The organism is Metabacillus sp. FJAT-52054 (genome assembly GCF_037201815.1).
GTDB lineage: Bacteria > Bacillota > Bacilli > Bacillales > Bacillaceae > Metabacillus_B > Metabacillus_B sediminis.
The window spans coordinates 1,986,184-2,007,280 of the sequence record NZ_CP147407.1 but is presented as its reverse complement, the minus strand read 5'-3'; the positions used below and the strand labels follow the sequence as shown (position 1 = coordinate 2,007,280).

Sequence of the window (21,097 nt, the reverse complement as noted above, 5' to 3'; positions counted from 1 at the left end):
GTCAATTTTCTTACACTTAATTCGACTAGGTTTTAGGATGCTATTAAAAAGCTTATAATCAATGATGACAATTCCATCAAAACCTATAACTTTTTTCCAAACAAAATGCAGCAGTTTACATAGAAAGGATACATCGCAGTGACAAAGAAGGATATGCTTAAAGAAATCGAACGCAAACGAGAAGAACTGAATGAAATCGTCTGTAAAAACGGAATGAGTTCAACGGTCACCATTCAATACAGCCAGGAACTTGATAAAATGCTGTATGAGTATCAGCAGATTATCCTTCCTCAAAACAATCAGCGTTATATGCATTAACAGGGAAAGGGAGTGGCGCAACAGGGCGGTCATTCCCTTTTTTAAAGCAGATTTTCCCCTACCTAATATCTTCCGGTTTTTTTCTGATCCCATAAAACTTTACAATTCCTGCGCTGGTAACTTCCTTTGCGTATACCCGGACTGTGTTGCTATTGACTGTAATGAAATCCGATAGCATCATAAGCTGAGCGATTTCTAGATCAACCTTATCATGGAATGCGTCATTTTCATCGATAATCATTTCAATCCTTACCTGCGGCATATTAAAAACCTCCTCCTTCATCTACTATTCGCCAACTAAACGGAAGGACCTTTAAGTTTTCAATTCTGCATTTTGAAGGTGGACGCTTTCCGAAAAAATGTTGCCGATATCACTACTCACACAAGCAAATCACTTCTAAAATCTGTTGGCTGTCCACCTCTGCTCTGATATCTGGCCAATATAAAAAACCGCCTTCTACTGGTTTGATGGCCAGCATAGAAGCGGTTCGGTGTTTGATTGATGAAAGATCAAGCATACATTAGTCAAATTTCAGATGAATGGCTCACTCTGCATGACAAATCTGCAAAATGCCAGGAGTGACTATCGTTAAAGCACTATAAACACCAGCTGAAATACCTTATTTAATCTGCTGACTGTTCATCGCTTTCATCATTTGATTGATTTTTTTCTGGGATGGTTTCATTCCCATTTGCATCATCATCATACGAAGCATTTGTTCATTGATTGGCGGATTCTTTTTCAAATAGCTCATCATGTATCTGCGAGCAATAAAGAAGCCCAGCGCCACGCCGCCCAAAAGAGCAACTATGATCAGTGTTATGCCTAGCCATAAAGCCATGGTAGTTCCTCCTTCAAGTTCTCTCGTTTACAGTCTACTAAACCCTTCGATATTATACAATAATTCCTGCATAATTTCTGCTTTTTTAGACAAATTTTCTTTCAGATATCGGGTTCAGCCATCCATATCGCTGGGATTGGAAGTCCATCGCGAGAAAACAGGGGTCCATTTTCCTAAGAATTTCAAAAAATATCGTCTCCGCTTCATAGCTGCCTTGAGCATCGATTTCCAAATATCGGTCTTTTATAAGCAATGTTGCCTGTCCGGCCTCACCATTAAGAATGATTCTGTGCAAGTGGCCTAACTGCCGGTAGCCTTTTCTCATCGTTAAGAACCCGGTTAACAGCTGATGAATTTTTTTGGCCGGGATGGCTTTAGAAATATATTGTACCTGGCGATCCAACAGGTCGTACGAACCGTCATGAATGCTTGTCCATTGAAAATTTTGAATCAGGTTAAAAATCTTCGACTCTTTGCCAAAATAATGGCTTGCGAATTCTTCTTCTATTAAATAAACATAGTAATGCCTCATACTGAACCCCTCCTGCCGCTGCACGCTCTTTATCTTTATTATACGGAATGACTCATGATGAAGAGTGTCTTAATGCGGAGAGAGGATTCACTATTTATGTCGAATCAGAGTTCGGCAAATGAAAGGGAGCCTGCACGATGCAGGCTCCCTTGCTGGTTATTTATTTAGCAATGCTTTAACGCGTGCTACGATATTTTCAGGAGTGAAGCCAAACTCTTTCATAATCGTTTCTCCTGGTGCAGATGCTCCGAAACGGTTAATTCCAAGAACGTCACCTTCATCACCCGTGTACCTTTCCCATCCAAGCGGAGAAGCCACTTCAATCGCCAAGCGCTTTTTAACATCCTTAGGAAGGACGGATCGCTTGTAATCTTCAGTTTGTTCTTCAAAACGTTTCCAGGAAGGCATGCTCACAACAGAAGCATCGATTCCCTCTTTAAGAAGCGCTTTTTGGGATTCGACTGCAAGACCCACTTCAGAACCGGAAGCAAGCAGGATAGCATCCGCCATTTCTTTTTGTGAAGGTGATACAACATATGCACCTTTCTCCACACCAGTGCCGGACAATTCTGCAGAGTGCTCGAGCGTCGGAAGATCCTGTCTTGATAATACAAGAGCTGTCGGACTGGTTTTGGCTGTTACAGCGAGCTTCCATGCAGCAGCCGTTTCATTTCCATCCGCTGGTCTGATCACATCAAGATTCGGCATCGCTCTTAATGAAGCCAGCTGTTCAATCGGTTCATGAGTAGGTCCGTCTTCCCCTACCGCAATGCTGTCATGAGTGAATACGAATGTTACAGGCAGGTTCATTAAGGAAGCCAGGCGGATAGCAGGACGCATGTAATCGGAGAATACGAAGAACGTTCCTCCGAATACCTTTAATCCCCCGTGTAAAGCCATACCGTTTAGTGCCGCACCCATAGCAAATTCTCTTACGCCGAACCAGATATTGCGTCCGCTGTAATTGGCGGCAGTAAAATCTTCTACGCTTTTGATTGTCGTTTTATTGGATCCCGCTAAGTCAGCTGATCCGCCGAAAAGATTTGGAACATTTTTAGCGATTGCATTAAGCACTTCACCTGAAGATGCTCGGGAAGCAAGACCTTTTCCTGTTTCATAAACTGGAATATCTGCATCCCACGCTTGAGGAAGTTCTCCTTCAATTGCGCGAGCAAGCTCCTCAGCAAGCTCAGGATACTCTTTCTTATAGCTTTCGAAAAGGGCATTCCACTCGCTTTCTGCTTTCATGCCATCTTCTTTGATCGTTTTTGCAAAATGATCATAAACTTCGTCCGGAACATGGAAATCTTTATCAAATGTCCATTTGTAAGCATCCTTTGTCAGCTTTGTCTCTTCCGCTCCAAGAGGTGCCCCGTGGACGCCTGAAGTACCGGCGCGGTTCGGTGAACCAAATCCGATAGTTGTTTTGACTTCAATCAGGGTTGGCTGATCTTCATTTTGCTTCGCTGCAGCAATAGCCCGGCCGATTTCATCTGTATCGTTTCCGTCTTCGACACGGAGCACCTGCCAATTCATTGCTTCAAAACGCTGCTGAACATTTTCGCTGAATGAACGGTCAAGATCGCCATCAAGAGAAATATCGTTTGAATCATAAAGGACAACCAGGCGGCCAAGCTTCAAGTGACCTGCAAAAGAAGCAGCCTCAGATGAGATTCCTTCCATTAAATCGCCGTCGCCGCAAATCGCAAATGTATGGTGATCGACTACATTAAAAGAGTCTTTATTGTATGTATGTGCTAGGTGACGTTCTGCCATAGCCATTCCTACCGCCATTGCAATTCCTTGGCCAAGCGGTCCAGTCGTTGCATCTACACCAGCTGTATGTCCGTATTCAGGATGTCCTGGAGTTTTGCTTCCCCATTGACGGAAAGATTTCAAATCCTCCATAGAAACATCATAGCCTGAAAGGTGAAGCATGCTGTAAAGAAGCATAGAGCCATGCCCGGCAGAAAGAACAAAACGGTCACGGTTGAACCAGTTTGGATTCTCTGGATTTTGTTTCATATAATCTGTCCACAGTTTGTAAGCCATTGGGGCAGATCCCATAGGCATTCCCGGATGTCCGGAGTTTGCTTTCTCAATTGCATCAATAGATAGAGTCCGGATTGTAGCAATGGACAATGAGTCAATAGTAGATAATGTCATTATAGACCATCCTTTCGTTTGAACAATTTACCCTCTTATCATATCCGTACAGCTCAAATAGTACAACCAATAGGCCTGTTTATATTAAACAGGCCAGTTATCGAACTTTTAATGAAGTCCTTTATTCTTCTCATTTTTCAATTTTTGAGGGGTTACGTCATTACCCTCCGGATCGACCACGGTCACATTTTTCAAAGTGTTCTTCATGGAACTTCTAAAGGTTTTCAGGTACTCTTCCCGCAAAGCCTTTTGCTCCTGCTGTTCCTGTTCTGTTAACCCTTCAGCTTTGGATTTTTTTGAAAGAGCATTAATTCGATCAATTTTTACTTTAGAAAGCATAATCATTCTCCTTTTTAAGCCTGTATAACTCCTGTACGTTTCGTGATCGAAGACTTTTTCCTATCATTTTGCTGTTATGAAATTAATATGATGGCTGTTTACTGCTGCAGCATGCCCACCATCCTTAGAAAGGGAAATTTACAGAGCACCTGTCCAAAAAAAAACATGTTCTTATATAATGGGCTTCACTTCGCACGTAACTTACGGATAATGTTAGATAGTGCAATCGTACAAAAAAGAGCAAAAAAAGGCAACTAAACAGATTATTAGGTCTGTTCAGCTGCCTTTTTCTCTTCCATGTATTCCTGGAACCTTCTATGTACTGTCGCTTTTGATACCGAATAGCCGAAGCCTCTCAGCGTGGCTGCTATATCTGCAAACGTGAGCTTACTATTCCTTAAACGAACGATTTCCTCGATTGGAACTTCAATTTTATCTTTTCTTCCTCCGGAGACAAGATCGGTTAAGTTATGCTGCGGCCGATATCCCTTTTCAACCGCACGCTTCATTCCGCGCCTAATTTTCATATTATGGATCTTCCTCTGATATTCTTCGACAATGCTGACAATTTCAAGAACCATTGTATCCGCTTCTGACAGCTGCAGTTCGCCCTGCTGTGCGATTGTAAACACTTTCACCTGTTCTTTGTATATACAGTGGAGAATGGCCATTCTGGCGCTTCCCCTCCCAAGTCTCGTTTCATCCTGGATCAGAATTGCTTTTGCATCTTCTTTTTTTATCGTGTCAAGAAGCTCGAGAATTCCTTCCCTCTCAATCTCATAGCCGCTTGCCTTCTCCATGATGATCCGGACGGGTTCCATTCCGTTTTGAACCGCTAAAGAAGTCAGTTCTTCCTCCTGTCTGAGAAGAGAAGTTTCCTGTTCGTCTTTTGCTGTACTGACTCTGCAATAAATAACCGCCTTCAAGTAAACACCTACTCTTCTGAAGCAATAATATGGGTTTCATGTTTGTAAAGATCATTCTTTTTCACTGGAATAAAAACGGTGTCACCAGGTTTAATTACAATAGTAGATAAATTATTTTCCTTATCCACCCATTCCACAAACTCTGTCTGAGACATTCCGTGCTTGTCCTTCAGTGTTTCTGCCAAATCCCATAGTGTATCTCCTTCTCGGATTTCTATTTTAGCATATTCATCCAGTGTTTTGCCGCTTCCCGTACCGGCTGCTGCAAATAAAATACCCCCGACAAGAACGAAAAATGATGCTATGAGTGCAAATGTGCTTTTTGACATGTTAACCCCTCCAGAATGTTTGTTCGCTTTTTGATATTTTTATTATAATACGAACAAACGTTTTGGGTCAAGCGTTTTTCGAACTTATGTTTGTATTTTCAGGTAAATGATGCTATAATCACTATAAATTACTTACTCTGAGGTGCTAAGGATGAGCAAACTATCAAAAAGGCAACAGGACATTCTTGAATTTATTAAACAGGAAGTCAAAAGCAAAGGGTATCCGCCTTCCGTCCGTGAAATTGGCCTTGCTGTCGGTCTGGCATCCAGCTCTACCGTACATGGCCATCTTGCCAGACTTGAAAACAAAGGCCTTATACGCCGAGATCCTACAAAGCCAAGGGCTATCGAAATTTTAAATGAAGATCATGGAATGGAAATTCCGAGAAACGAAGTGATTAACGTTCCGATTATCGGGAAAGTTACGGCAGGGCTGCCGATTACTGCTGTGGAAAATATTGAAGAATACTTTCCGCTCCCTGAACGGCTTGCTTCACCTGATGACCAGGTTTTTATGCTTGAGATTGTCGGGAACAGTATGATTGAAGCGGGAATATTAGACGGAGACCTTGTTGTAGTAAGACAGCAGCAATCCGCTAATAACGGTGATATTGTCGTTGCCATGACCGAGGATGATGAAGCCACAGTAAAACGCTTTTTTAAAGAAAAAGATTATATCAGGCTGCAGCCGGAAAACTCATCAATGGAACCCATTATTTTAAGGAACGTGTCCATACTTGGCAAAGTGATTGGAGTATACCGTACAGTGCATTAACGAGCTTGTTCAACTGGACAAGCTTTTTTTCATTCAGATTATAATGATAGAATAAAGGCTGTATAATGTGCTATACAATCAGCATCTGGAGGAACCATTTATGTCCGACAATCAAAAGGAGCTTCAATTAGATGAAGCCAGCAGTCAATTTATTTTTCCCTTCTCTTTAAAACATACAAATGTGATGAAGATCCAGCAGCAGCTGGAGAATAGCGGTTACCGCTTCTTCCATCTGGACGCAAAAGAAACAGAAAATGCATATTACGGTCCCGGGCAGTCCGTTTCCCATGATAATATGGACCAATACTTTTTGCCGTTTATTGAAAACCTGTTATTTGTTCATGAGCCGGCAAAAGAATCGCTCAGCCGGTTTTCAAAGTCTGTTCAATCACCAATCCGGTTATTATTCGGTGAGGATCAGCGTTCATATGAAGCAGAAGTCCTTTCTGCTGATATTTTTATCTGCCCTTTTGAAATTGGTATGATCTCGATTCGGACCCGGTTTACTCAGTCTCCCCTAAAGCTTTCTGAAGTGATGGACTTTCAAAATCAGTTCCGTGTTCTGGATCCAAAGCTTGTTGAAAAGAAAAATCTTAGGGTCATGACTAAAAATTCATCCTATGACAGCATTCAGGATTACATATTTAAAGAAGTCGCACCCGGCATTGTCCCTTTTATCGAAACAGGAGTGAACAAGTCCTCTTATTTCGGGAGTCTTCCGTATTTCGTGGATGAAAGAATGTATATTGTCAGTACGCTGGTCACACGTGAGAATCACGTGACAAATGAACATCTCTTCCGATCGGGGCAGGTAAATGGTTATGATTCAAAAGGAAATCCGTTTATTTCCGCTAAAAACCCAGAGTACATAGATCATTATGCAAAGACCCACACTTACAGCAGGTGGGCTCCTCAGACAAACTATGTAATCAGCGATCATGCCTTTACATGCCTTACCCAGCAGGGCGAACATGTACCCATAATTAAGTCTGAAATGTTTGGCCAGCATTATTACAACTTGCTCCTTCACTTCTTTTACAAAATGGTTCTGCTTAAACTTTCCTATCAATACTCGCTGCTGTACAGACGGAATAAAACGAATGAGATTGAACAGCTAATTCAAACGATTACCGAGTTTTCCGGCAAATATCATTTTAAGGAAATAAGCAGCCGCACAGAAGGACAGGAATTGGCTTTCTTAATGAATAATGTGTTTCATATTTCGACCTTATATGACGAAGTAAAAAAAACGCTCGACAGCTTGTTCAGAAACCAGGAGAAAATTTCAGCTAAACGAAATAATTATTTATTGTTCATTTTAACGACATACACGGTTATTTCCGGAATTTATGGGATGAATCTTGTGATAGAGGACTGGAAAGGAAAAATCGATTGGAGATTGATGACTCAATACTCGGTTTTTGAGTATATTGCGTTTGGAGTAGCCATTAGCGGAATCCTAATGGGAATTGGCTTGGGTGCAGGAGCGATTTTCAGTCTTGGCAGAAACTTTTTTAACCGCAAAAAACGATGACTCCAATCCCGGGGTCATCGTTTTTCTGTTTTCTTCTCAATTGTGAAAGTTTGTTCCATCTGTTGTTGCAGAAATAATTCCCGCACGGACAACATAATCTCCGAAGTGTTCCCCATCTTCCCGTTCTTTGGCATAACGCGGCAAGATGTCACGAAGATCATTCAGTATTTCTTCTTCTCCAATGTTTTCTTTGTACATTTTGCTTAAGCGGCTGCCATCGAAGGCTGCTCCAAGATACATATTATATTTCCCCGGAGCTTTGCCAATAAATCCAATCTCCCCGAGGGCATGCCTGGCACAGCCGTTCGGGCAGCCAGTCATGCGGATTGTTATTTCTTCATTGCGCAAACCGTTTTCATCAACAATCCGCTCAATTTTATCGATTAAGACCGGCAAATAGCGCTCCGCTTCCGCCATTGCAAGGCCGCATGTAGGCAGGGCCACACACGCCATTGAACTTCGACGGAGTGCGGAATAATGCTTGCCGTCCGTTAAACCGTATTCGGCTATTAACTGATCGATTTGCTTTTTCATCTTTTGCGGAACATTTGCAATGATTACGTTTTGGTTAGCGGTTAGCCTAAAGTCTCCTGAATGCACTTTCGCAATTTCACGAAGGCCAGTCATAAGCTTATAATTTTCGAAATCGGCTACACGCCCGCCTTCTACAAACAGGGTATAGTGCCATTTGCCCTTGACCCCTTTTACCCATCCGTAGCGGTCGCCGTTGTGATCAAAATGGTAAGGTTTTGCATCCTGCAGGGTCCAGCCCAATCGGTTCTCTAGTTCTTCTTTCACTGCTTCAAGTCCAAGACGGTCTACCGTGTACTTAAAGCGGGCATTTTTCCGTTCTGAGCGATTTCCATAATCCCGCTGGATCGTGATAATTTTTTCAGCCAGCTCTACTATTTGATCAGGTGTGCAGAAGCCAATTGTTTTTCCCAGCTGAGGATAGGTTTCTTTATCGCCATGGGACATTCCCATCCCTCCGCCAATCAGGACATTGAATCCAAGAAGCTTCTCCTCTTCAACAATCGCGACAAACCCCAGATCCTGTGAATACACATCGATATCATTGGACGGCGGAACCGCAATTCCGATTTTAAATTTACGGGGCAGATAAAGAGGACCATACATTGGTTCAGCTTCTTCTGCCGTGCCCGCTACCTTCTCTTCATCAAGCCAAAGCTCATGATACGCTCGTGTACGTGGAAGGAGATGTTCACTTAATTTTTTGGACCATTCGTAAACCTCTGTATGAATCTCAGATTGTTCAGGATTCGGATTGCACATGACATTCCGGTTTACATCACCGCAAGCAGCAATCGTATCCATCAGAGATGCATGGATATCCTGAATCGTTTTTTTCATATTCCATTTTAATACTCCGTGCATTTGAAAGGTCATGCGCGTGGTCAGCTTCAAAGTGCCATTGCCGTTCCTTTGAGCCAGGTCGTCCATGACAAGCCACTGAGCGGGAGTAGCAACTCCGCCCGGCAGACGAACACGGAGCATAAATTGATAGGCCGGCTCCAATTTCTGTTTTTGGCGTTCATTGCGGAGATCCCTGTCATCCTGCAGGTAGCTGCCGTGAAATTTCATTAAGCGGTTATCATCATCCGAAATTCCTGCACTGATCGGTTCAAGCATTGATTCCGCAAGGGTTCCGCGCAAATAGTTGCTATCATCCTTAATACGCTCCACATCGCTCGGAGTTCCTTCCGGTGCTTTTAATATTCGATTGCCCATGTGAAAAACTCCTTTCCTAATAAACATCCCGCTGATATCTTTTATCCTGCTGCATTTGAGCCAAATACTCTTCTGCTTTTTCCTGACTCAAACCGCCTTCCTTTTGAATGATTTCCAGTAGTGCATTATGGACATCATGCGCCATATTCCTTTCATCACCGCAAACATAAACAGCAGCACCTTCCTGCAGCCAATTGAACAGTTCCCGGCTCCGCTCAAGCATACGGTGCTGAACATACACTTTTTCCTTTGTGTCTCTTGAAAATGCCACATCCATTTTTGTTAATAGACCATCTTTCATCCATTTTTGCCACTCTGTCTGGTAAAGGAAGTCTGTTACAAAATGCTGATCTCCAAAGAAAAGCCATGATTTCCCTTCTGCTTCTTTCTCTTCCCGCTCCTGCATAAACGATCGGAATGGGGCAATTCCTGTCCCTGGACCTACCATAATGATCGGTGTTTCGGGATTGGCGGGCAGCTTAAAGTTTTGATTGGGCTGAATATATACCGGCAAGCTGTCTCCCGGCTGAAGCCTTTCCGCACAAAGAATGGAGCATACTCCGTTTCGTGCGCGTCCATGAGACTCATAGCGCACAGCCCCGATTGTTACGTGAACCTCATCCGGGTTGGCCGCCAGGCTGCTTGCAATAGAATAAAGTCGTGCAGGAATTTTTCGAAGGACGGAGAGAATCTCTTGTGCCGGAACAGCCCACGGTCCAAAATCACGCAGCAGATCCAGCAAATCACGTCCTGTAAGGTACTCTTTTAGTTCCGCTTCCCGGCCAGGTGAAAGCAGTTCTTTTAAATCCTGACATCCTGTAATTTGTGCAGCTTGCTCAAGCAGCGGCTTCGTTAGGACGGTTATTTCATAGAAAGAAGTGAGCGCATCCTTTAATGAACGCACATCCCCCTGTTTGTTTACTGTAACCATTTCATCCGGTGCCCAGTTCATTTCGCTGATAATCAAATCTGCCAGAGCAGGATCATTATTAGGGTAAATCCCAAGACTGTCCCCCGGTTCAAAGGAAAGACCGGAGCCCTCGAGTGATAATTCAATGTGGGTCGTTTCCTTATTGGACCCCCGTCCGTTTAAATTTATACTTTCAAGAATTTCCGCATGAAATGGATTCGTTCTTGAATAATTCGTTACTGCAGCCGGTGTAGCAGCTGAAGAATCCGGCACTGAGGCATCACTTCCCTGCAATCCTAAAAGACCATTAATGACCCCTTCCAGCCATTCAGCTGCAGGCTCATCATAATCCAGATCGCAGTCCACTCTTGGATGCAGTCTTTTGCCGCCCAGCTCTTCCAGCTTGCTGTCAAATTCCTTTCCTGTCTGGCAAAAGAATTCGTAAGAACTGTCACCCAGGGATAGAACGGAATAGTTCAAATCCTCAAGCTTCGGTGCGCGTTTCCCATGAAGAAATTCATGGAGTGACAGCGCATTATCCGGCGGATCGCCTTCACCATGTGTGCTGACCACAATCAGAAGGTTTTGAATTTTTTTTAGCTGATTTGGTTTGAAATCGTTCATGGAAGCTACGGTTACTTCAAAACCCTTCTCCTTTAAGGTCTTGCCCCCCGCTTGCGCCAATCCCTGCGCATTCCCCGTCTGGGATCCATAAAGGATGGTCACGTTTTTGGAGATGGTCTGGACAGCAGCCTGAGCTGGAACTTCAGCTGCAGCAGCCCCTGGAGTACTGGCAGCTGAAGCCGCAAGATAGCCTGAAATCCAGTTTTTTTGTGAATCAGTTAATGTTGGCAATAGCTGGTTCAGGAGATCTGCCTGCTTTTGATCAAAAGGGCTGTTTGTTACTTGAATATGCAATGAACCCACCTCATCATTTCATCATATTTCGATTATACCTATGTATTAAGTCGGTTTTTCACTTAAAATAAACCAGCACGCTTTTTACCTTGGTTAGCAGTATAAATATCTTATCTAATTTTACAGAAAATTAGAGCATTAGTAAAATATTTTTAAATAATCGGAGTTATTAATATTGTTAATAGTAAAAGTTCTATTCCTCTCGTCTAATTGAACCATCCTTTTTCAACAATTAGAACGGTAATTGCAGCAATCAAAAACCCCTTACAGCATTATGCCGTAAGGGGTTTTTGAGTAAATTAGCGCTGAAGAAGGCTTCCTTCATAGCTTTTTACATCAAGCGGTGCCGTTAAAAACTCTTTTGCTTTCCCTACAAACCCAACAAAATGGGCACTTTCTCCATGGGTTTTCACAGCAGCCATATCTTCCCAAACTTCTACCATTGTATAAGCGTGCTCCTGATCCAGATTTTTCATCAGACGATAAGAGATGCATCCATTTTCTGCCTGTGAAGCTTTCACCAATGTTTCAATTTCTTCAAGAAAAGCTGCTTCTTTATCCGGTCTAACTTGAAATCCTGCATGTGTAATAATCATTTTTTTGTCCTCTTTTCATTTAATTTTTTCTATGCATGAATGGCGGTTATCTCCACTCCGTGATCTTTTCAATCGGTAAACGCACTGATTGGTAGCCCTGATCTGCCGCTTTCCCAATGGAAAGAAGCATAACTGGATAGTAACGCTCTTTATCCATTCCGAATACATCGGCAATTTGATCCTTTTCATAACCGCCGATTGGATTCGTATCGTAGCCGTGTGCACGTGCAGCAAGCATCAGCTGCATTGAAACAAGGCCGGCATCAATCAAATTCATTTCCTTTAGTGATTCAAACGAGCTTGCTTCAAAAAACCCTTTAATCTGCGCTACTTGTCTGTCTCTGACCTCAGCAGGCATATGTCCCTCAGCTACTGCTTTATCGTAAATTTCATCCATATATTCATCACTCTTCATATCAGCGAAAACAGCGATCATTGCAGCAGATGTCTCGGTTTGCACCTGATTAAACTTCGCTAGCGGAGCAAGCTTCTTCTTGCCTTCTTCTGAATCAATGACCATAAAACGCCATGGCTGCATATTTACAGATGATGGAGCGAGCGTTGCTTCTGTCAGAATCTCCGTCATTTCCTCCCGGCTGATTTTCACTGATGGATCGTAATTGCGAATGGAACGGCGTCCAGTGATAATTTCTTTAAAATCGTTCATTTTAGTCATGATTTATTTCTCCTTTATGAGGGGTCTAGTTGATATTCATTCATTAGTATTTCATATTCTCTACATTTTCTTGAATCCGGGTAAGCATTTCTAAAAGAAGCGTTCGTTCCTCCGTATTAAAACCATGTAAGACATCCGAAACAAACCGCTGTTTTTCTTCTTTATATGCGGCGATTTTCCCGCGCCCTTCTTCGGTCAGGCGTACATATGTGAAACGATTGTCTTCAGGATTTTTCCGGCGGATGATCGTACCCTTTTCTTCAAGCTGCTTCAAATGCCTGGTTACAGCAGCATTGTCTATATTTACTTTTTTTTGCAGTGTGCTCTGATTAATTTCCTCTGTTTCATACAGTTTTAGCAAAAGCTCCAATCGGGACTGGCTGACTCCTGTACATGCTTCGAATTTCGGATTTGTCCGTTTGTTGATTTCATATAATCGGAAAACAATCTCTTCATCTTCGGCTCGCAAGTTGGACAAACGCATCCCCCTCCTTTCACGCAATGAATATAATTGACCTATCAAATATAAGATGATATTTATAATGAAGTCAAGAAATTAACCTGGCCATATTTAACTCACTATTGTGGTGAAACTTATAATTGATAAGTCAACTATTGAGCTATCAACTATATTAAATCATCGATACATTGATGTCAAATTATTCGTTCCGTATGCATGAAACATTAACTTTTTTATCGGAATACCCTCCTTTTATTCAAAGCTTTGTTAACTTAGCTGTTGATTTCCGCTGCAGGTGTTTGCTTCAATCAACAGGTGTCAAAAAATCAACACCATGCTTTAACATAGCCTTATTCAATAGAAAAAGGCTTCTTAGGAAGCCCCTTTTTTAGATTATCCTTGATGCGCGCCTTCTTTTAGTTCTTGTACAGAAACCGCTCTCGCTTCCTTACTTGAGCGGGCTGCCGCTTCGTTCATCAGAGTTAAATTCAGCACATCGTCTTTTGTAATCGCCGGACTTTTTTTCCCTTCGATATCCATTACCCATTGCTCCATCGGCATAGGAAGAGGTTTCGGAAGATCATCAGGGGTAATCCACTCTCCTTGTGTTAAGGAGGCACTATTCATGCGGACCTTGTTATCTTCTATAAGAAGAGCTCCGTCTGTTCCGTATAGTTCCAGCTGGAACGGGCTTGCTGCTGAAACAAACCCTGTTTCTATTATTCCTAGAGCACCTGATTCATACTCTACCGTCACAGCGGCATTATCATCCACTCCAAGCCCAAGAGTATGAAGGAGCTTAGCAGAAACGGACACAGCGCTTCCAGCTAAACGGTATGTCAAATAAATGGGGTGTGCACCAAGATCAATTAGCGCTCCTCCGCCGCATTGTTCTTCGCTGAAGAAGTGCGAGGGCAGCCAGCCGGATGGTTTCCCGGGAATAGATATTGCTCCATCATGCGCCAGTCTGCACCGAATGGATGTTAACCTTCCAAGCCAGCCTTTCTCGACTGCCTGCTCTGCATATAAAAAGTAATCTGCCGAGAGTCTGGGAAGCGAAACCATAAGTTTTACGTTTGCTTTCTCCACCGACTCAAAAATCTCTTCGCAATCCCGCAAGGAAACGGCTAAAACTTTTTCAGAGAAAATATGCTTTCCGTATCCCGCAGCAGCCATGATGACTTCTTTATGCATGGTTGTCGGAGTACTAACGATCACTGCATCAATATCGCTTCTTTTCAAAACAGAATCTAAATTGGCTTCAAACGGAACACCAAGCTCCTCTGCCCACTTCATACCCCTCTCCTCTTCTTCGTCCCAAACGGCTTTAATTGAAATGGACTCATTATTCAGTGCCTCTTTCGCATAATCATCAGCATGCACATGCCATCTGCTAAGCATTGCAACATTCAGCATTTTATTCACTCCCGTAATCGTCATTTTTTACAGCCTTTGTACATGATCTTTGCTAAATTTTACACTTGAGTGTATCTAAAACTTTAATTCTCTGTGGAGCGGCTGCTCAAGGCAACTATGGCGCTGATTATCACTGCCCAGTCATCACTGTGAATTTCATGTCCGGTGCCTTCAAGTGCAATAAATTCAGCATTCGGAATGGCCTTCGCAAGCGCCAGGCCATGCTCAATCGGAAGCGCGGGATCCTTTGTTCCGTGTATAACCACTGCAGGTGCCGTTATCTCACCCATTTTGTCAAAGTAATGATTACCGCCCTGCAGCAAGGCATAATTAAATCGGCTTGCAATTTGTCTGGCCCGTTTTAATTCTTTTTCGGCCAGTTTCTCCATTCGATTTCTCTCAAAAGGCTTAGAACCTGATAAGGTTTTCCAGCCTCCTGCAAGGTAGTCGATAGCTGCTTGCCGGTCGTTCCAATCAATGGAACTGCTGCTGGAATGATAATCTAAGATGCGCTGATCCATCTCAGGCAGCTTTTCCTGTTCCCTTCCAAACACACTGGAAGCAATTGCTGTGAGTGATAGAATTCGTTCAGGATATCGCAAAGCAAGAATTTGCCCAATCATACCGCCAAGCGACATTCCAGCAATATGAGCCTTTTCAATGGAATAAGCATCCAGTACACCTGCTGCGTCATCTGCCAGGTCCGTAATCGTATAATTTGACGTTCCTGGCTCGTAAACCGTTGATTTTCCTAAATCACGATTATCATACCGAATGACGAATCTTCCTCGTCCGGCTAGCTGAAGGCAAAAATCTTCATCCACCCAATCCATGGATGTCATGGCTCCCATAATAAGAAGCACCGCCGGGTCATTTTGGTTACCAAAACTCTCTGTACATATTTCTATATCTCGAACATCTACTATTTGTTCACTCATTGTTATCCCTCCTTGTTTTATCATCACATCGCCGGTTTTTGGGCGCAGATCAATAAACTCTAGTTCGGAGTAGTTGGCCTGCACCGTCAATTATCTATGTTTAATCCACTTGATAATCATGACAAGGCCTCCTTTTATAGGATGTTAAGGGTTTCATACCCATTTCCACTATATCACAATCTGCAAAAGTCAGTTTCTAAATTCTTCTATATTAGTAATGATCGTTTTTAATAAGAAAGAGATCATGTAAACGATTACGAAAAGGACTGCAGACTCGCCTGCATGGGCAATGATAATAAAAAGCCCCCTGATACCGAAGTATCAAGAGGCCTCCTGATTAATACATGCTCATATATTGTTCGCGTTCCCAAGGGTGGACTTGTGTGCGGAACATATCCCATTCGATTTCTTTCGCTTCGATGAAATGTTCGAACAAGTGGCTTCCCAGAGCTTTCACGATTGTATCATCCGTTTTAAGGTTTTCAAGCGCTCCAGCCAGTGTGGAAGGAAGATCCACGATGCCGTTTTCAAGGCGCTCTTCTTTGTTCATGACATAGATGTTGCGGTCAATCGGTTTAGGCGGAGTCATGCTGTTTTTAATTCCGTCCAATCCTGCTGCCAGAAGAACAGCCATAGCCAGGTATGGGTTTGCTGCCGGATCTACGCTGCGTACCTCTACACGGGTAGAGATTCCGCGGGATGCCGGAATACGGATCAGCGGGCTTCGGTTGCGTGCGGACCATGCAACATAGCAAGGAGCTTCATAGCCTGGTACAAGGCGCTTGTAAGAGTTCACAGTCGGGTTTGTAACAGCTGTAAAGTTAGGCGCATGCTTGATAATTCCAGCGATGAATTGACGAGCTGTATCGCTCATCTGCAAATCTCCATTTTCGTCGAAGAACGCATTCTTCCCTTCTTTGAATAGAGAAAGGTTGCAGTGCATTCCAGAGCCGTTTACACCGAACAGCGGTTTAGGCATGAATGTCGCATGCAAACCGTGTTTGCGCGCAATTGTTTTTACGACTAATTTGAACGTTTGGATATCATCACATGCTTTTACAGCACTTGCATATTTAAAATCGATTTCATGCTGCCCGGGTGCTACTTCGTGGTGGGAAGCTTCGATTTCGAATCCCATTTCTTCCAGCTCAAGCACGATATCACGGCGGCAGTTTTCACCAAGATCTGTAGGAGCAAGGTCGAAGTATCCGCCTTTATCATTCAATTCAAGAGTCGGTTCGCCTTTTTCATCCAATTTGAAGAGGAAAAATTCAGGTTCAGGTCCAAGGTTGAAATCCGTAAAGCCCAGCTCTTCCATTTCGCCAAGGATCCGCTTAAGATTTGCACGAGGATCTCCATCAAATGGAGTGCCATCCGGATTATAAATATCACAGATAAAGCGGGCAACTTTTCCTTTTTCAGAAGTCCACGGGAAAATGACGAACGTATCAAGATCCGGGTATAGATACATATCGGATTCCTCGATGCGCACAAATCCTTCAATAGAAGATCCGTCAAACATCATTTTGTTATCAAGCGCTTTTTCAAGCTGGCTTGCCGGGATTTCTACATTTTTGATGGTGCCCAGTATATCCGTGAATTGAAGACGGATATACTTTACGTTGTTTTCGTTTACTAACTTAACGATGTCTTCCTTGGTATACTTTGACATAATCATTTCCTCCCAATTCAAATGCAAATTTATAGTAACAAAATATGGTGCTCACAGAATTAATGAAAGAACCTGGACATGTCTCCCTGACGCAAATTCGGTCTGTTGAAGTTTCCTCCCTGTGCCATTTCGGCTTTAAGGAGCTTCCTCAGCTCTTCGTCAGTTAAATCAGGCTTCTCTGCTTTAACAGGTTCTGCCTGCGGGACTGCCGGAATTTCTTTCCTGGAAAATATTTGTTTAATGCCCGCGAGATTTACGCGCTGCTCAATGAGGCTTTTAATCTCTAAAAGCTGATCTACATCATTGAACGAGAACATCCGGCGATTGCCTTCTGTCCGGGCAGGGAATATCAATTCATGCTCCTCATAGTAACGGATTTGTCTTGCAGACAATTCCGTCAGCTGCATGACAATCCCTATAGGAAACAAAGGCATTGAGCGTCTTATGTTATCACCCATTCCTTTTCCTCCTTACTGTTTCATAAGGCTATTATATGCAATGTTATATTATGTGTCAAGAATATGTAAGGAAATATGACATTAGGATTCTTTTACCCTATCGAACTGCCAATATACGGTTTTTCTCTGGGTCTATTGAAGAAGCCTAATCAGCAGCTATTGCCGTTCGCTCATCACCCTCGGCGCTTGCATTGATCCCGCAAACCAAAAAAAGAGCGGAATATCCGCTCTCTCAAAAGGCAATTAACTTTTTCTCCAGCAAAAAATCTAATGCCGAGCTAACTGCGATCTTCACATGAGAATAAGTCAGACCGCCCTGCACATAGGCAGTATAAGGAGACCTAAGCGGGCCGTCAGCTGACAATTCAATGCTTGCTCCCTGTATAAAGGTTCCTGCAGCCATAATGACATCATCCTCATAGCCAGGCATATAGCTTGGATATGGGGTAACATGAGAATTGATGGGAGAGGCAAATTGGATAGCCTGGCAGAAAGCAATCATTCTGGCAGGATTGTCAAATTGAACAGACTGGATTAAGTCTGTCCGAACCGCATCCCATGATGGCGATGTTTTTAATCCCGCTTTTTCCAGAACAGCTGCAGTAAATACAGCTCCCTTCAGAGCTTGCCCGGCAACGTGAGGAGCAAGGAAAAAGCCCTGGTACATTTCCTGAAGACTGTAAAGGGAAGCACCAGCTTCTGCTCCGATGCCCGGTGAAGTCATTCTGAAAGAACAGGCTTCAACAAGCGGTTTTTTCCCCGTTATGTAGCCCCCTGTCTTGGCAAGGCCTCCTCCGGGATTTTTAATAAGGGAGCCAGCCATTAAATCAGCCCCAACGTGGCAAGGCTCAAGCTCTTCAATAAATTCCCCGTAGCAATTGTCTACAAAAACAACCAGCTCCGGATTGATGGCTTTCACAAATTCAATCATTTCCTTGATTTCTGAAATGGTAAAGGATGGACGGCTGGCATAGCCTTTTGATCTTTGAATGCCGATCATTTTTGTCTTTCCGGAAATTGCGCTTTTCAACGCCTCAAAATCAGGTGTGCCGTCTTCCTTTAAATCCACGTGCTGATAATCGATTCCAAATTCCTTTAAAGAACCAATCCCTTCGCCCCTGATTCCGACAATTTCTTCAAGCGTATCATACGGCCGTCCGGTCATATAAATCAATTCATCCCCGGGACGGAGCACTCCAAACAAAGCAATGGAAATAGCATGCGTTCCGGAAATAATTTGAGGACGGACAAGTGCCGCCTCTCCGCCGAACACATCTGCGTATATTTTTTCAAGGGTGTCCCGTCCGTTATCATCGTATCCATAACCGGTAGACGGAATAAAATGAGAATCACTAACTTTGTGCGCCTGATAGCTTTGCAGGACCCGGTATTGATTCGCTTCTATTCGTTCATCAATGCTCTTAAGCACATCTGCGATTTGAGCTTCTGTTTCCCTAATTAGCGGAGAAAGCTTCTCCCCGTGTTTTAATTGCTTCAGCATTTACCATTCATCCTCATCTGCTAATTCTTTTGATGGAAGCTTAGAATCTCCTTCTTGAGCATATCCGCTGATTTCATAAGCTTCTTTTTCTTCATTAAATGAAAAGGACTGTACAATTGTATCGCGCTTCAGCTGAGAGATCAGTCTTCCCTCGTCTGGAGGCAGCTCCATTGAGTATGGAACCATTTCATTTTTTACCTGTTCCTCAATTTTCATTTTCAAGTCATCAAGATCCTGTTTATTCAATGCGCTTATCACGATATATGGATCGGCTGTATTTGGTGTGAATTCAGGCAGGATTTTATCTTTTTTATTATAAATTGTCAGTCTTGGAATGGAGCTCGCTTCCAGCTCCTCAAGGAGTTTGAAAACGGTTTTCTCATGATTGATGCTGTCCTCGCTGGATGTATCGACTACATGCAAAATTAAATCGGCTTCTTTCGCCTCCTCCAAGGTGGATCTGAAGGCAGCAACAAGTGTAGTCGGCAAATCCTGTATGAACCCCACCGTGTCTGTTAAAAGGGCTTGATAGCCGCTCGGCAGCCCCATTTTTCGGGTCATCGGATCAAGCGTAGCGAAAAGCAGATTCTCTTCAAAGCTATCGGATTCAGTCAGCCTGTTAAACAACGTAGATTTCCCGGCATTCGTATATCCGACCAGTGCGATTTGAAACGCCTGATTACGTTTGCGGCGCTCACGGTAACGGGCTCTGTGGCTAATGACCGTTTTCAGCTGCTGTTTGATTTCTACCATTCGTTTATTAATGTGGCGCCGGTCTGTTTCGAGCTGTGTTTCACCAGGTCCTCTTGCTCCGATTCCGCCGCCCTGCCTTGATAAATGAATACCTTGTCCGGAAAGCCTCGGAAGCAGATAATCAAGCTGGGCAAGCTCAACTTGCAGCTTTCCTTCCCTTGTCTGTGCGCGCTGTGCAAAGATATCCAAAATCAGCTGGGTCCGGTCAATTACCTTTATTTCAAGCTCTTTTTGAAGGTTGCGGATTTGACTTGGCGATAGCTCCCCGTTAAAGATCACCACATCAGGTTCAAGTTCTTCTGTAAGGGATTTTAATTCCTCAAGCTTTCCTTTTCCTATGCAGGTTGCGGGGTGAAGACGGTCCCGTTTCTGGGAAATGTCCGCTAAAACGCTGCCCTGTGCTGTTTTTATAAGGGATTTAAGTTCCTCTAAAGAATAATAAAATTGTTCGTCCGATACAAATGGAAGCTGGCATCCGACGACAATTGCCTGTTCAGGCTGTGTTTTTGAAAGATCACTCAATCTGCATTCCTGCCTTTTCCTGTTTCTAATGATAAAATCTATCATACCATTTTTTGATTGTATTTGAAAAAAAATCATTGATTTTAAAGGAAACACCGCTTAAAATCTATACGGTTGCACTATGGTTTAAGGAGAAGTTTATATGACGTGGGAAGTATTAAGTATTATTGGCACGGTTGCCTTTGCGATCAGCGGCGCAATTGTTGCCATGGAAGAAGAGTATGACATTTTAGGTGTTTATATATTAGGCATTGTCACAGCCTTTGGCGGAGGAGCCATCCGGAACCTTTTGATCGGTGTCCCGGTTTCAGCCCTTTGGGAGCAGGGCCTTTACTTTCAAATCGCTCTCTTTTCCATCACACTGGTTTTTGTTTTTCCGCAATTTCTAATGAAGCATTGGAATCGCTGGGGCAATTTTACGGATGCAATTGGATTATCAGCATTCGCCATCCAGGGTGCCCTGTATGCTGCGAAGATGGAGCATCCTCTTAGCGCCATCGTTGTAGCGGCCGTTCTTACAGGAAGCGGTGGCGGGATTGTCCGCGATATGCTAGCCAGAAGAAAGCCTCTCGTTCTCAGGGCAGAAATTTATGCGGCATGGGCGATCATTGGCGGATTTGTTATCGGACTCGGCTGGGCCCGCTCCCCATTTGAATTGTATACACTGTTTGTTTTTATAACCCTTTTCAGAATTTTTTCCTATATGTTTCACTGGAAGCTCCCAACCCGAAGTATTTATGGGGAGAAAACTCATTTAGAACAATAAA

The 21,097-nt window shown here is 43.3% G+C and carries 22 protein-coding genes; 4 read left to right on the top strand and 18 right to left on the bottom strand.

The genetic code is table 11. The features are described 5' to 3' along the window. The first annotated feature begins 153 nt into the window (after window positions 1–153). Window positions 154–318, top strand: a complete 165-nt coding sequence (locus WCV65_RS10500) for an aspartyl-phosphate phosphatase Spo0E family protein (RefSeq protein ID WP_082883931.1) — start codon at window positions 154–156, stop codon at window positions 316–318. 58 nt (window positions 319–376) lie between these two features. On the opposite strand, the gene WCV65_RS10495 is transcribed toward WCV65_RS10500, so the two are convergent. The 7 genes from WCV65_RS10495 to WCV65_RS10465 all read right to left on the bottom strand — a co-directional run bounded on the left by WCV65_RS10495 (window position 377) and on the right by WCV65_RS10465 (window position 5,452). After that, window positions 377–580 carry a hypothetical protein gene (locus WCV65_RS10495; protein WP_035411638.1) on the bottom strand — a complete coding sequence of 68 codons (204 nt, stop codon included), beginning with the start codon at window positions 578–580 and terminating at the stop codon, window positions 377–379. A 358-nt stretch (window positions 581–938) separates the two neighbouring features. Then, complete coding sequence (locus tag WCV65_RS10490; RefSeq protein WP_035411641.1) at window positions 939–1,160, bottom strand: YneF family protein; 222 nt, start codon at window positions 1,158–1,160, stop codon at window positions 939–941. A gap of 85 nt (window positions 1,161–1,245) precedes the next feature. Then, window positions 1,246–1,692: a sporulation inhibitor of replication protein SirA gene (sirA, locus tag WCV65_RS10485; RefSeq protein ID WP_338782045.1), complete on the bottom strand. Its 447-nt coding sequence runs from the start codon at window positions 1,690–1,692 to the stop codon at window positions 1,246–1,248. A 156-nt stretch (window positions 1,693–1,848) separates the two neighbouring features. After that, a complete protein-coding gene (gene tkt, locus WCV65_RS10480) occupies window positions 1,849–3,858 on the bottom strand; it encodes a transketolase (protein ID WP_338782043.1) in 2,010 nt (669 codons plus the stop codon). A gap of 108 nt (window positions 3,859–3,966) precedes the next feature. Then, window positions 3,967–4,197, bottom strand: coding sequence for a DUF896 domain-containing protein (locus WCV65_RS10475; protein ID WP_338782041.1), 231 nt, complete (start codon window positions 4,195–4,197; stop codon window positions 3,967–3,969). Window positions 4,198–4,463: 266 nt separating this feature from the next. Further along, window positions 4,464–5,123 (bottom strand): recombinase family protein, encoded by a 660-nt coding sequence (locus WCV65_RS10470; protein ID WP_035411654.1) that lies wholly within the window; start codon window positions 5,121–5,123, stop codon window positions 4,464–4,466. Window positions 5,124–5,131: 8 nt separating this feature from the next. Continuing rightward, window positions 5,132–5,452: a LysM peptidoglycan-binding domain-containing protein gene (locus tag WCV65_RS10465; protein ID WP_035411657.1), complete on the bottom strand. Its 321-nt coding sequence runs from the start codon at window positions 5,450–5,452 to the stop codon at window positions 5,132–5,134. A 151-nt stretch (window positions 5,453–5,603) separates the two neighbouring features. On the opposite strand from WCV65_RS10465, the gene lexA reads away from it, so the two are divergent. Together lexA and WCV65_RS10455 are read left to right on the top strand one after the other, a co-directional pair. Beyond that, on the top strand, window positions 5,604–6,227 hold the full coding sequence (lexA, locus tag WCV65_RS10460) for a transcriptional repressor LexA (protein WP_338782040.1): 624 nt from the start codon (window positions 5,604–5,606) through the stop codon (window positions 6,225–6,227). 100 nt (window positions 6,228–6,327) lie between these two features. Beyond that, on the top strand, window positions 6,328–7,761 hold the full coding sequence (locus tag WCV65_RS10455; protein WP_338782039.1) for a hypothetical protein: 1,434 nt from the start codon (window positions 6,328–6,330) through the stop codon (window positions 7,759–7,761). A 36-nt stretch (window positions 7,762–7,797) separates the two neighbouring features. On the opposite strand, the gene cysI is transcribed toward WCV65_RS10455, so the two are convergent. The 11 genes from cysI to hflX form a co-directional block, all read right to left on the bottom strand. Further along, the gene (gene cysI, locus WCV65_RS10450; protein ID WP_338782038.1) at window positions 7,798–9,510 is read right to left on the bottom strand and encodes an assimilatory sulfite reductase (NADPH) hemoprotein subunit; all 1,713 of its coding nucleotides are present in this window, start codon (window positions 9,508–9,510) and stop codon (window positions 7,798–7,800) included. Window positions 9,511–9,526: 16 nt separating this feature from the next. Then, window positions 9,527–11,338 (bottom strand): assimilatory sulfite reductase (NADPH) flavoprotein subunit, encoded by a 1,812-nt coding sequence (locus tag WCV65_RS10445; RefSeq protein ID WP_035411667.1) that lies wholly within the window; start codon window positions 11,336–11,338, stop codon window positions 9,527–9,529. 299 nt (window positions 11,339–11,637) lie between these two features. Continuing rightward, window positions 11,638–11,934, bottom strand: coding sequence for a putative quinol monooxygenase (locus WCV65_RS10440; protein WP_035411670.1), 297 nt, complete (start codon window positions 11,932–11,934; stop codon window positions 11,638–11,640). 46 nt (window positions 11,935–11,980) lie between these two features. Beyond that, entirely contained in the window at window positions 11,981–12,610 is a 630-nt protein-coding gene (locus WCV65_RS10435) for a nitroreductase family protein (protein WP_035411672.1), read from the bottom strand. Window positions 12,611–12,653: 43 nt separating this feature from the next. Next, window positions 12,654–13,094: a MarR family transcriptional regulator gene (locus WCV65_RS10430; RefSeq protein WP_338782037.1), complete on the bottom strand. Its 441-nt coding sequence runs from the start codon at window positions 13,092–13,094 to the stop codon at window positions 12,654–12,656. Between the two features lie 369 nt (window positions 13,095–13,463). Continuing rightward, window positions 13,464–14,486: a Gfo/Idh/MocA family oxidoreductase gene (locus tag WCV65_RS10425; protein ID WP_338782036.1), complete on the bottom strand. Its 1,023-nt coding sequence runs from the start codon at window positions 14,484–14,486 to the stop codon at window positions 13,464–13,466. Window positions 14,487–14,569: 83 nt separating this feature from the next. Further along, window positions 14,570–15,424: an alpha/beta hydrolase gene (locus tag WCV65_RS10420; RefSeq protein ID WP_338782035.1), complete on the bottom strand. Its 855-nt coding sequence runs from the start codon at window positions 15,422–15,424 to the stop codon at window positions 14,570–14,572. A gap of 337 nt (window positions 15,425–15,761) precedes the next feature. Beyond that, window positions 15,762–17,096, bottom strand: coding sequence for a type I glutamate--ammonia ligase (glnA, locus tag WCV65_RS10415; RefSeq protein ID WP_338782034.1), 1,335 nt, complete (start codon window positions 17,094–17,096; stop codon window positions 15,762–15,764). 59 nt (window positions 17,097–17,155) lie between these two features. After that, window positions 17,156–17,554, bottom strand: a complete 399-nt coding sequence (locus WCV65_RS10410) for a MerR family transcriptional regulator (RefSeq protein ID WP_035411682.1) — start codon at window positions 17,552–17,554, stop codon at window positions 17,156–17,158. 232 nt (window positions 17,555–17,786) lie between these two features. Then, the gene (locus tag WCV65_RS10405) at window positions 17,787–19,055 is read right to left on the bottom strand and encodes a methionine gamma-lyase family protein (protein ID WP_338782033.1); all 1,269 of its coding nucleotides are present in this window, start codon (window positions 19,053–19,055) and stop codon (window positions 17,787–17,789) included. Next, window positions 19,056–20,330, bottom strand: coding sequence for a GTPase HflX (gene hflX, locus WCV65_RS10400; protein WP_035411688.1), 1,275 nt, complete (start codon window positions 20,328–20,330; stop codon window positions 19,056–19,058). A gap of 142 nt (window positions 20,331–20,472) precedes the next feature. On the opposite strand from hflX, the gene WCV65_RS10395 reads away from it, so the two are divergent. Beyond that, window positions 20,473–21,096 (top strand): trimeric intracellular cation channel family protein, encoded by a 624-nt coding sequence (locus WCV65_RS10395; RefSeq protein ID WP_338782031.1) that lies wholly within the window; start codon window positions 20,473–20,475, stop codon window positions 21,094–21,096. Window position 21,097 lies beyond the last annotated feature (1 nt).

Excerpts from the sequence above, each read along its gene's own strand:
- WCV65_RS10490 (WP_035411641.1), bottom strand. The coding sequence starts at position 1,160 with ATGGCTTTATGGCTAGGCATAACACTGATCATAGTTGCTCTTTTGGGC.
- sirA (WP_338782045.1), bottom strand. The coding sequence starts at position 1,692 with ATGAGGCATTACTATGTTTATTTAATAGAAGAAGAATTCGCAAGCCAT.
- cysI (WP_338782038.1), bottom strand. The coding sequence starts at position 9,510 with ATGGGCAATCGAATATTAAAAGCACCGGAAGGAACTCCGAGCGATGTG.
- WCV65_RS10435 (WP_035411672.1), bottom strand. The coding sequence starts at position 12,610 with ATGACTAAAATGAACGATTTTAAAGAAATTATCACTGGACGCCGTTCC.
- WCV65_RS10500 (WP_082883931.1), top strand. The coding sequence starts at position 154 with ATGCTTAAAGAAATCGAACGCAAACGAGAAGAACTGAATGAAATCGTC.
- glnA (WP_338782034.1), bottom strand. The coding sequence starts at position 17,096 with ATGTCAAAGTATACCAAGGAAGACATCGTTAAGTTAGTAAACGAAAAC.
- WCV65_RS10465 (WP_035411657.1), bottom strand. The coding sequence starts at position 5,452 with ATGTCAAAAAGCACATTTGCACTCATAGCATCATTTTTCGTTCTTGTC.
- WCV65_RS10420 (WP_338782035.1), bottom strand. The coding sequence starts at position 15,424 with ATGAGTGAACAAATAGTAGATGTTCGAGATATAGAAATATGTACAGAG.
- WCV65_RS10395 (WP_338782031.1), top strand. The coding sequence starts at position 20,473 with ATGACGTGGGAAGTATTAAGTATTATTGGCACGGTTGCCTTTGCGATC.
- lexA (WP_338782040.1), top strand. The coding sequence starts at position 5,604 with ATGAGCAAACTATCAAAAAGGCAACAGGACATTCTTGAATTTATTAAA.
- WCV65_RS10475 (WP_338782041.1), bottom strand. The coding sequence starts at position 4,197 with ATGCTTTCTAAAGTAAAAATTGATCGAATTAATGCTCTTTCAAAAAAA.
- WCV65_RS10425 (WP_338782036.1), bottom strand. The coding sequence starts at position 14,486 with ATGCTGAATGTTGCAATGCTTAGCAGATGGCATGTGCATGCTGATGAT.
- WCV65_RS10410 (WP_035411682.1), bottom strand. The coding sequence starts at position 17,554 with ATGGGTGATAACATAAGACGCTCAATGCCTTTGTTTCCTATAGGGATT.
- tkt (WP_338782043.1), bottom strand. The coding sequence starts at position 3,858 with ATGACATTATCTACTATTGACTCATTGTCCATTGCTACAATCCGGACT.
- WCV65_RS10430 (WP_338782037.1), bottom strand. The coding sequence starts at position 13,094 with ATGCGTTTGTCCAACTTGCGAGCCGAAGATGAAGAGATTGTTTTCCGA.
- WCV65_RS10440 (WP_035411670.1), bottom strand. The coding sequence starts at position 11,934 with ATGATTATTACACATGCAGGATTTCAAGTTAGACCGGATAAAGAAGCA.
- WCV65_RS10495 (WP_035411638.1), bottom strand. The coding sequence starts at position 580 with ATGCCGCAGGTAAGGATTGAAATGATTATCGATGAAAATGACGCATTC.
- WCV65_RS10405 (WP_338782033.1), bottom strand. The coding sequence starts at position 19,055 with ATGCTGAAGCAATTAAAACACGGGGAGAAGCTTTCTCCGCTAATTAGG.
- WCV65_RS10455 (WP_338782039.1), top strand. The coding sequence starts at position 6,328 with ATGTCCGACAATCAAAAGGAGCTTCAATTAGATGAAGCCAGCAGTCAA.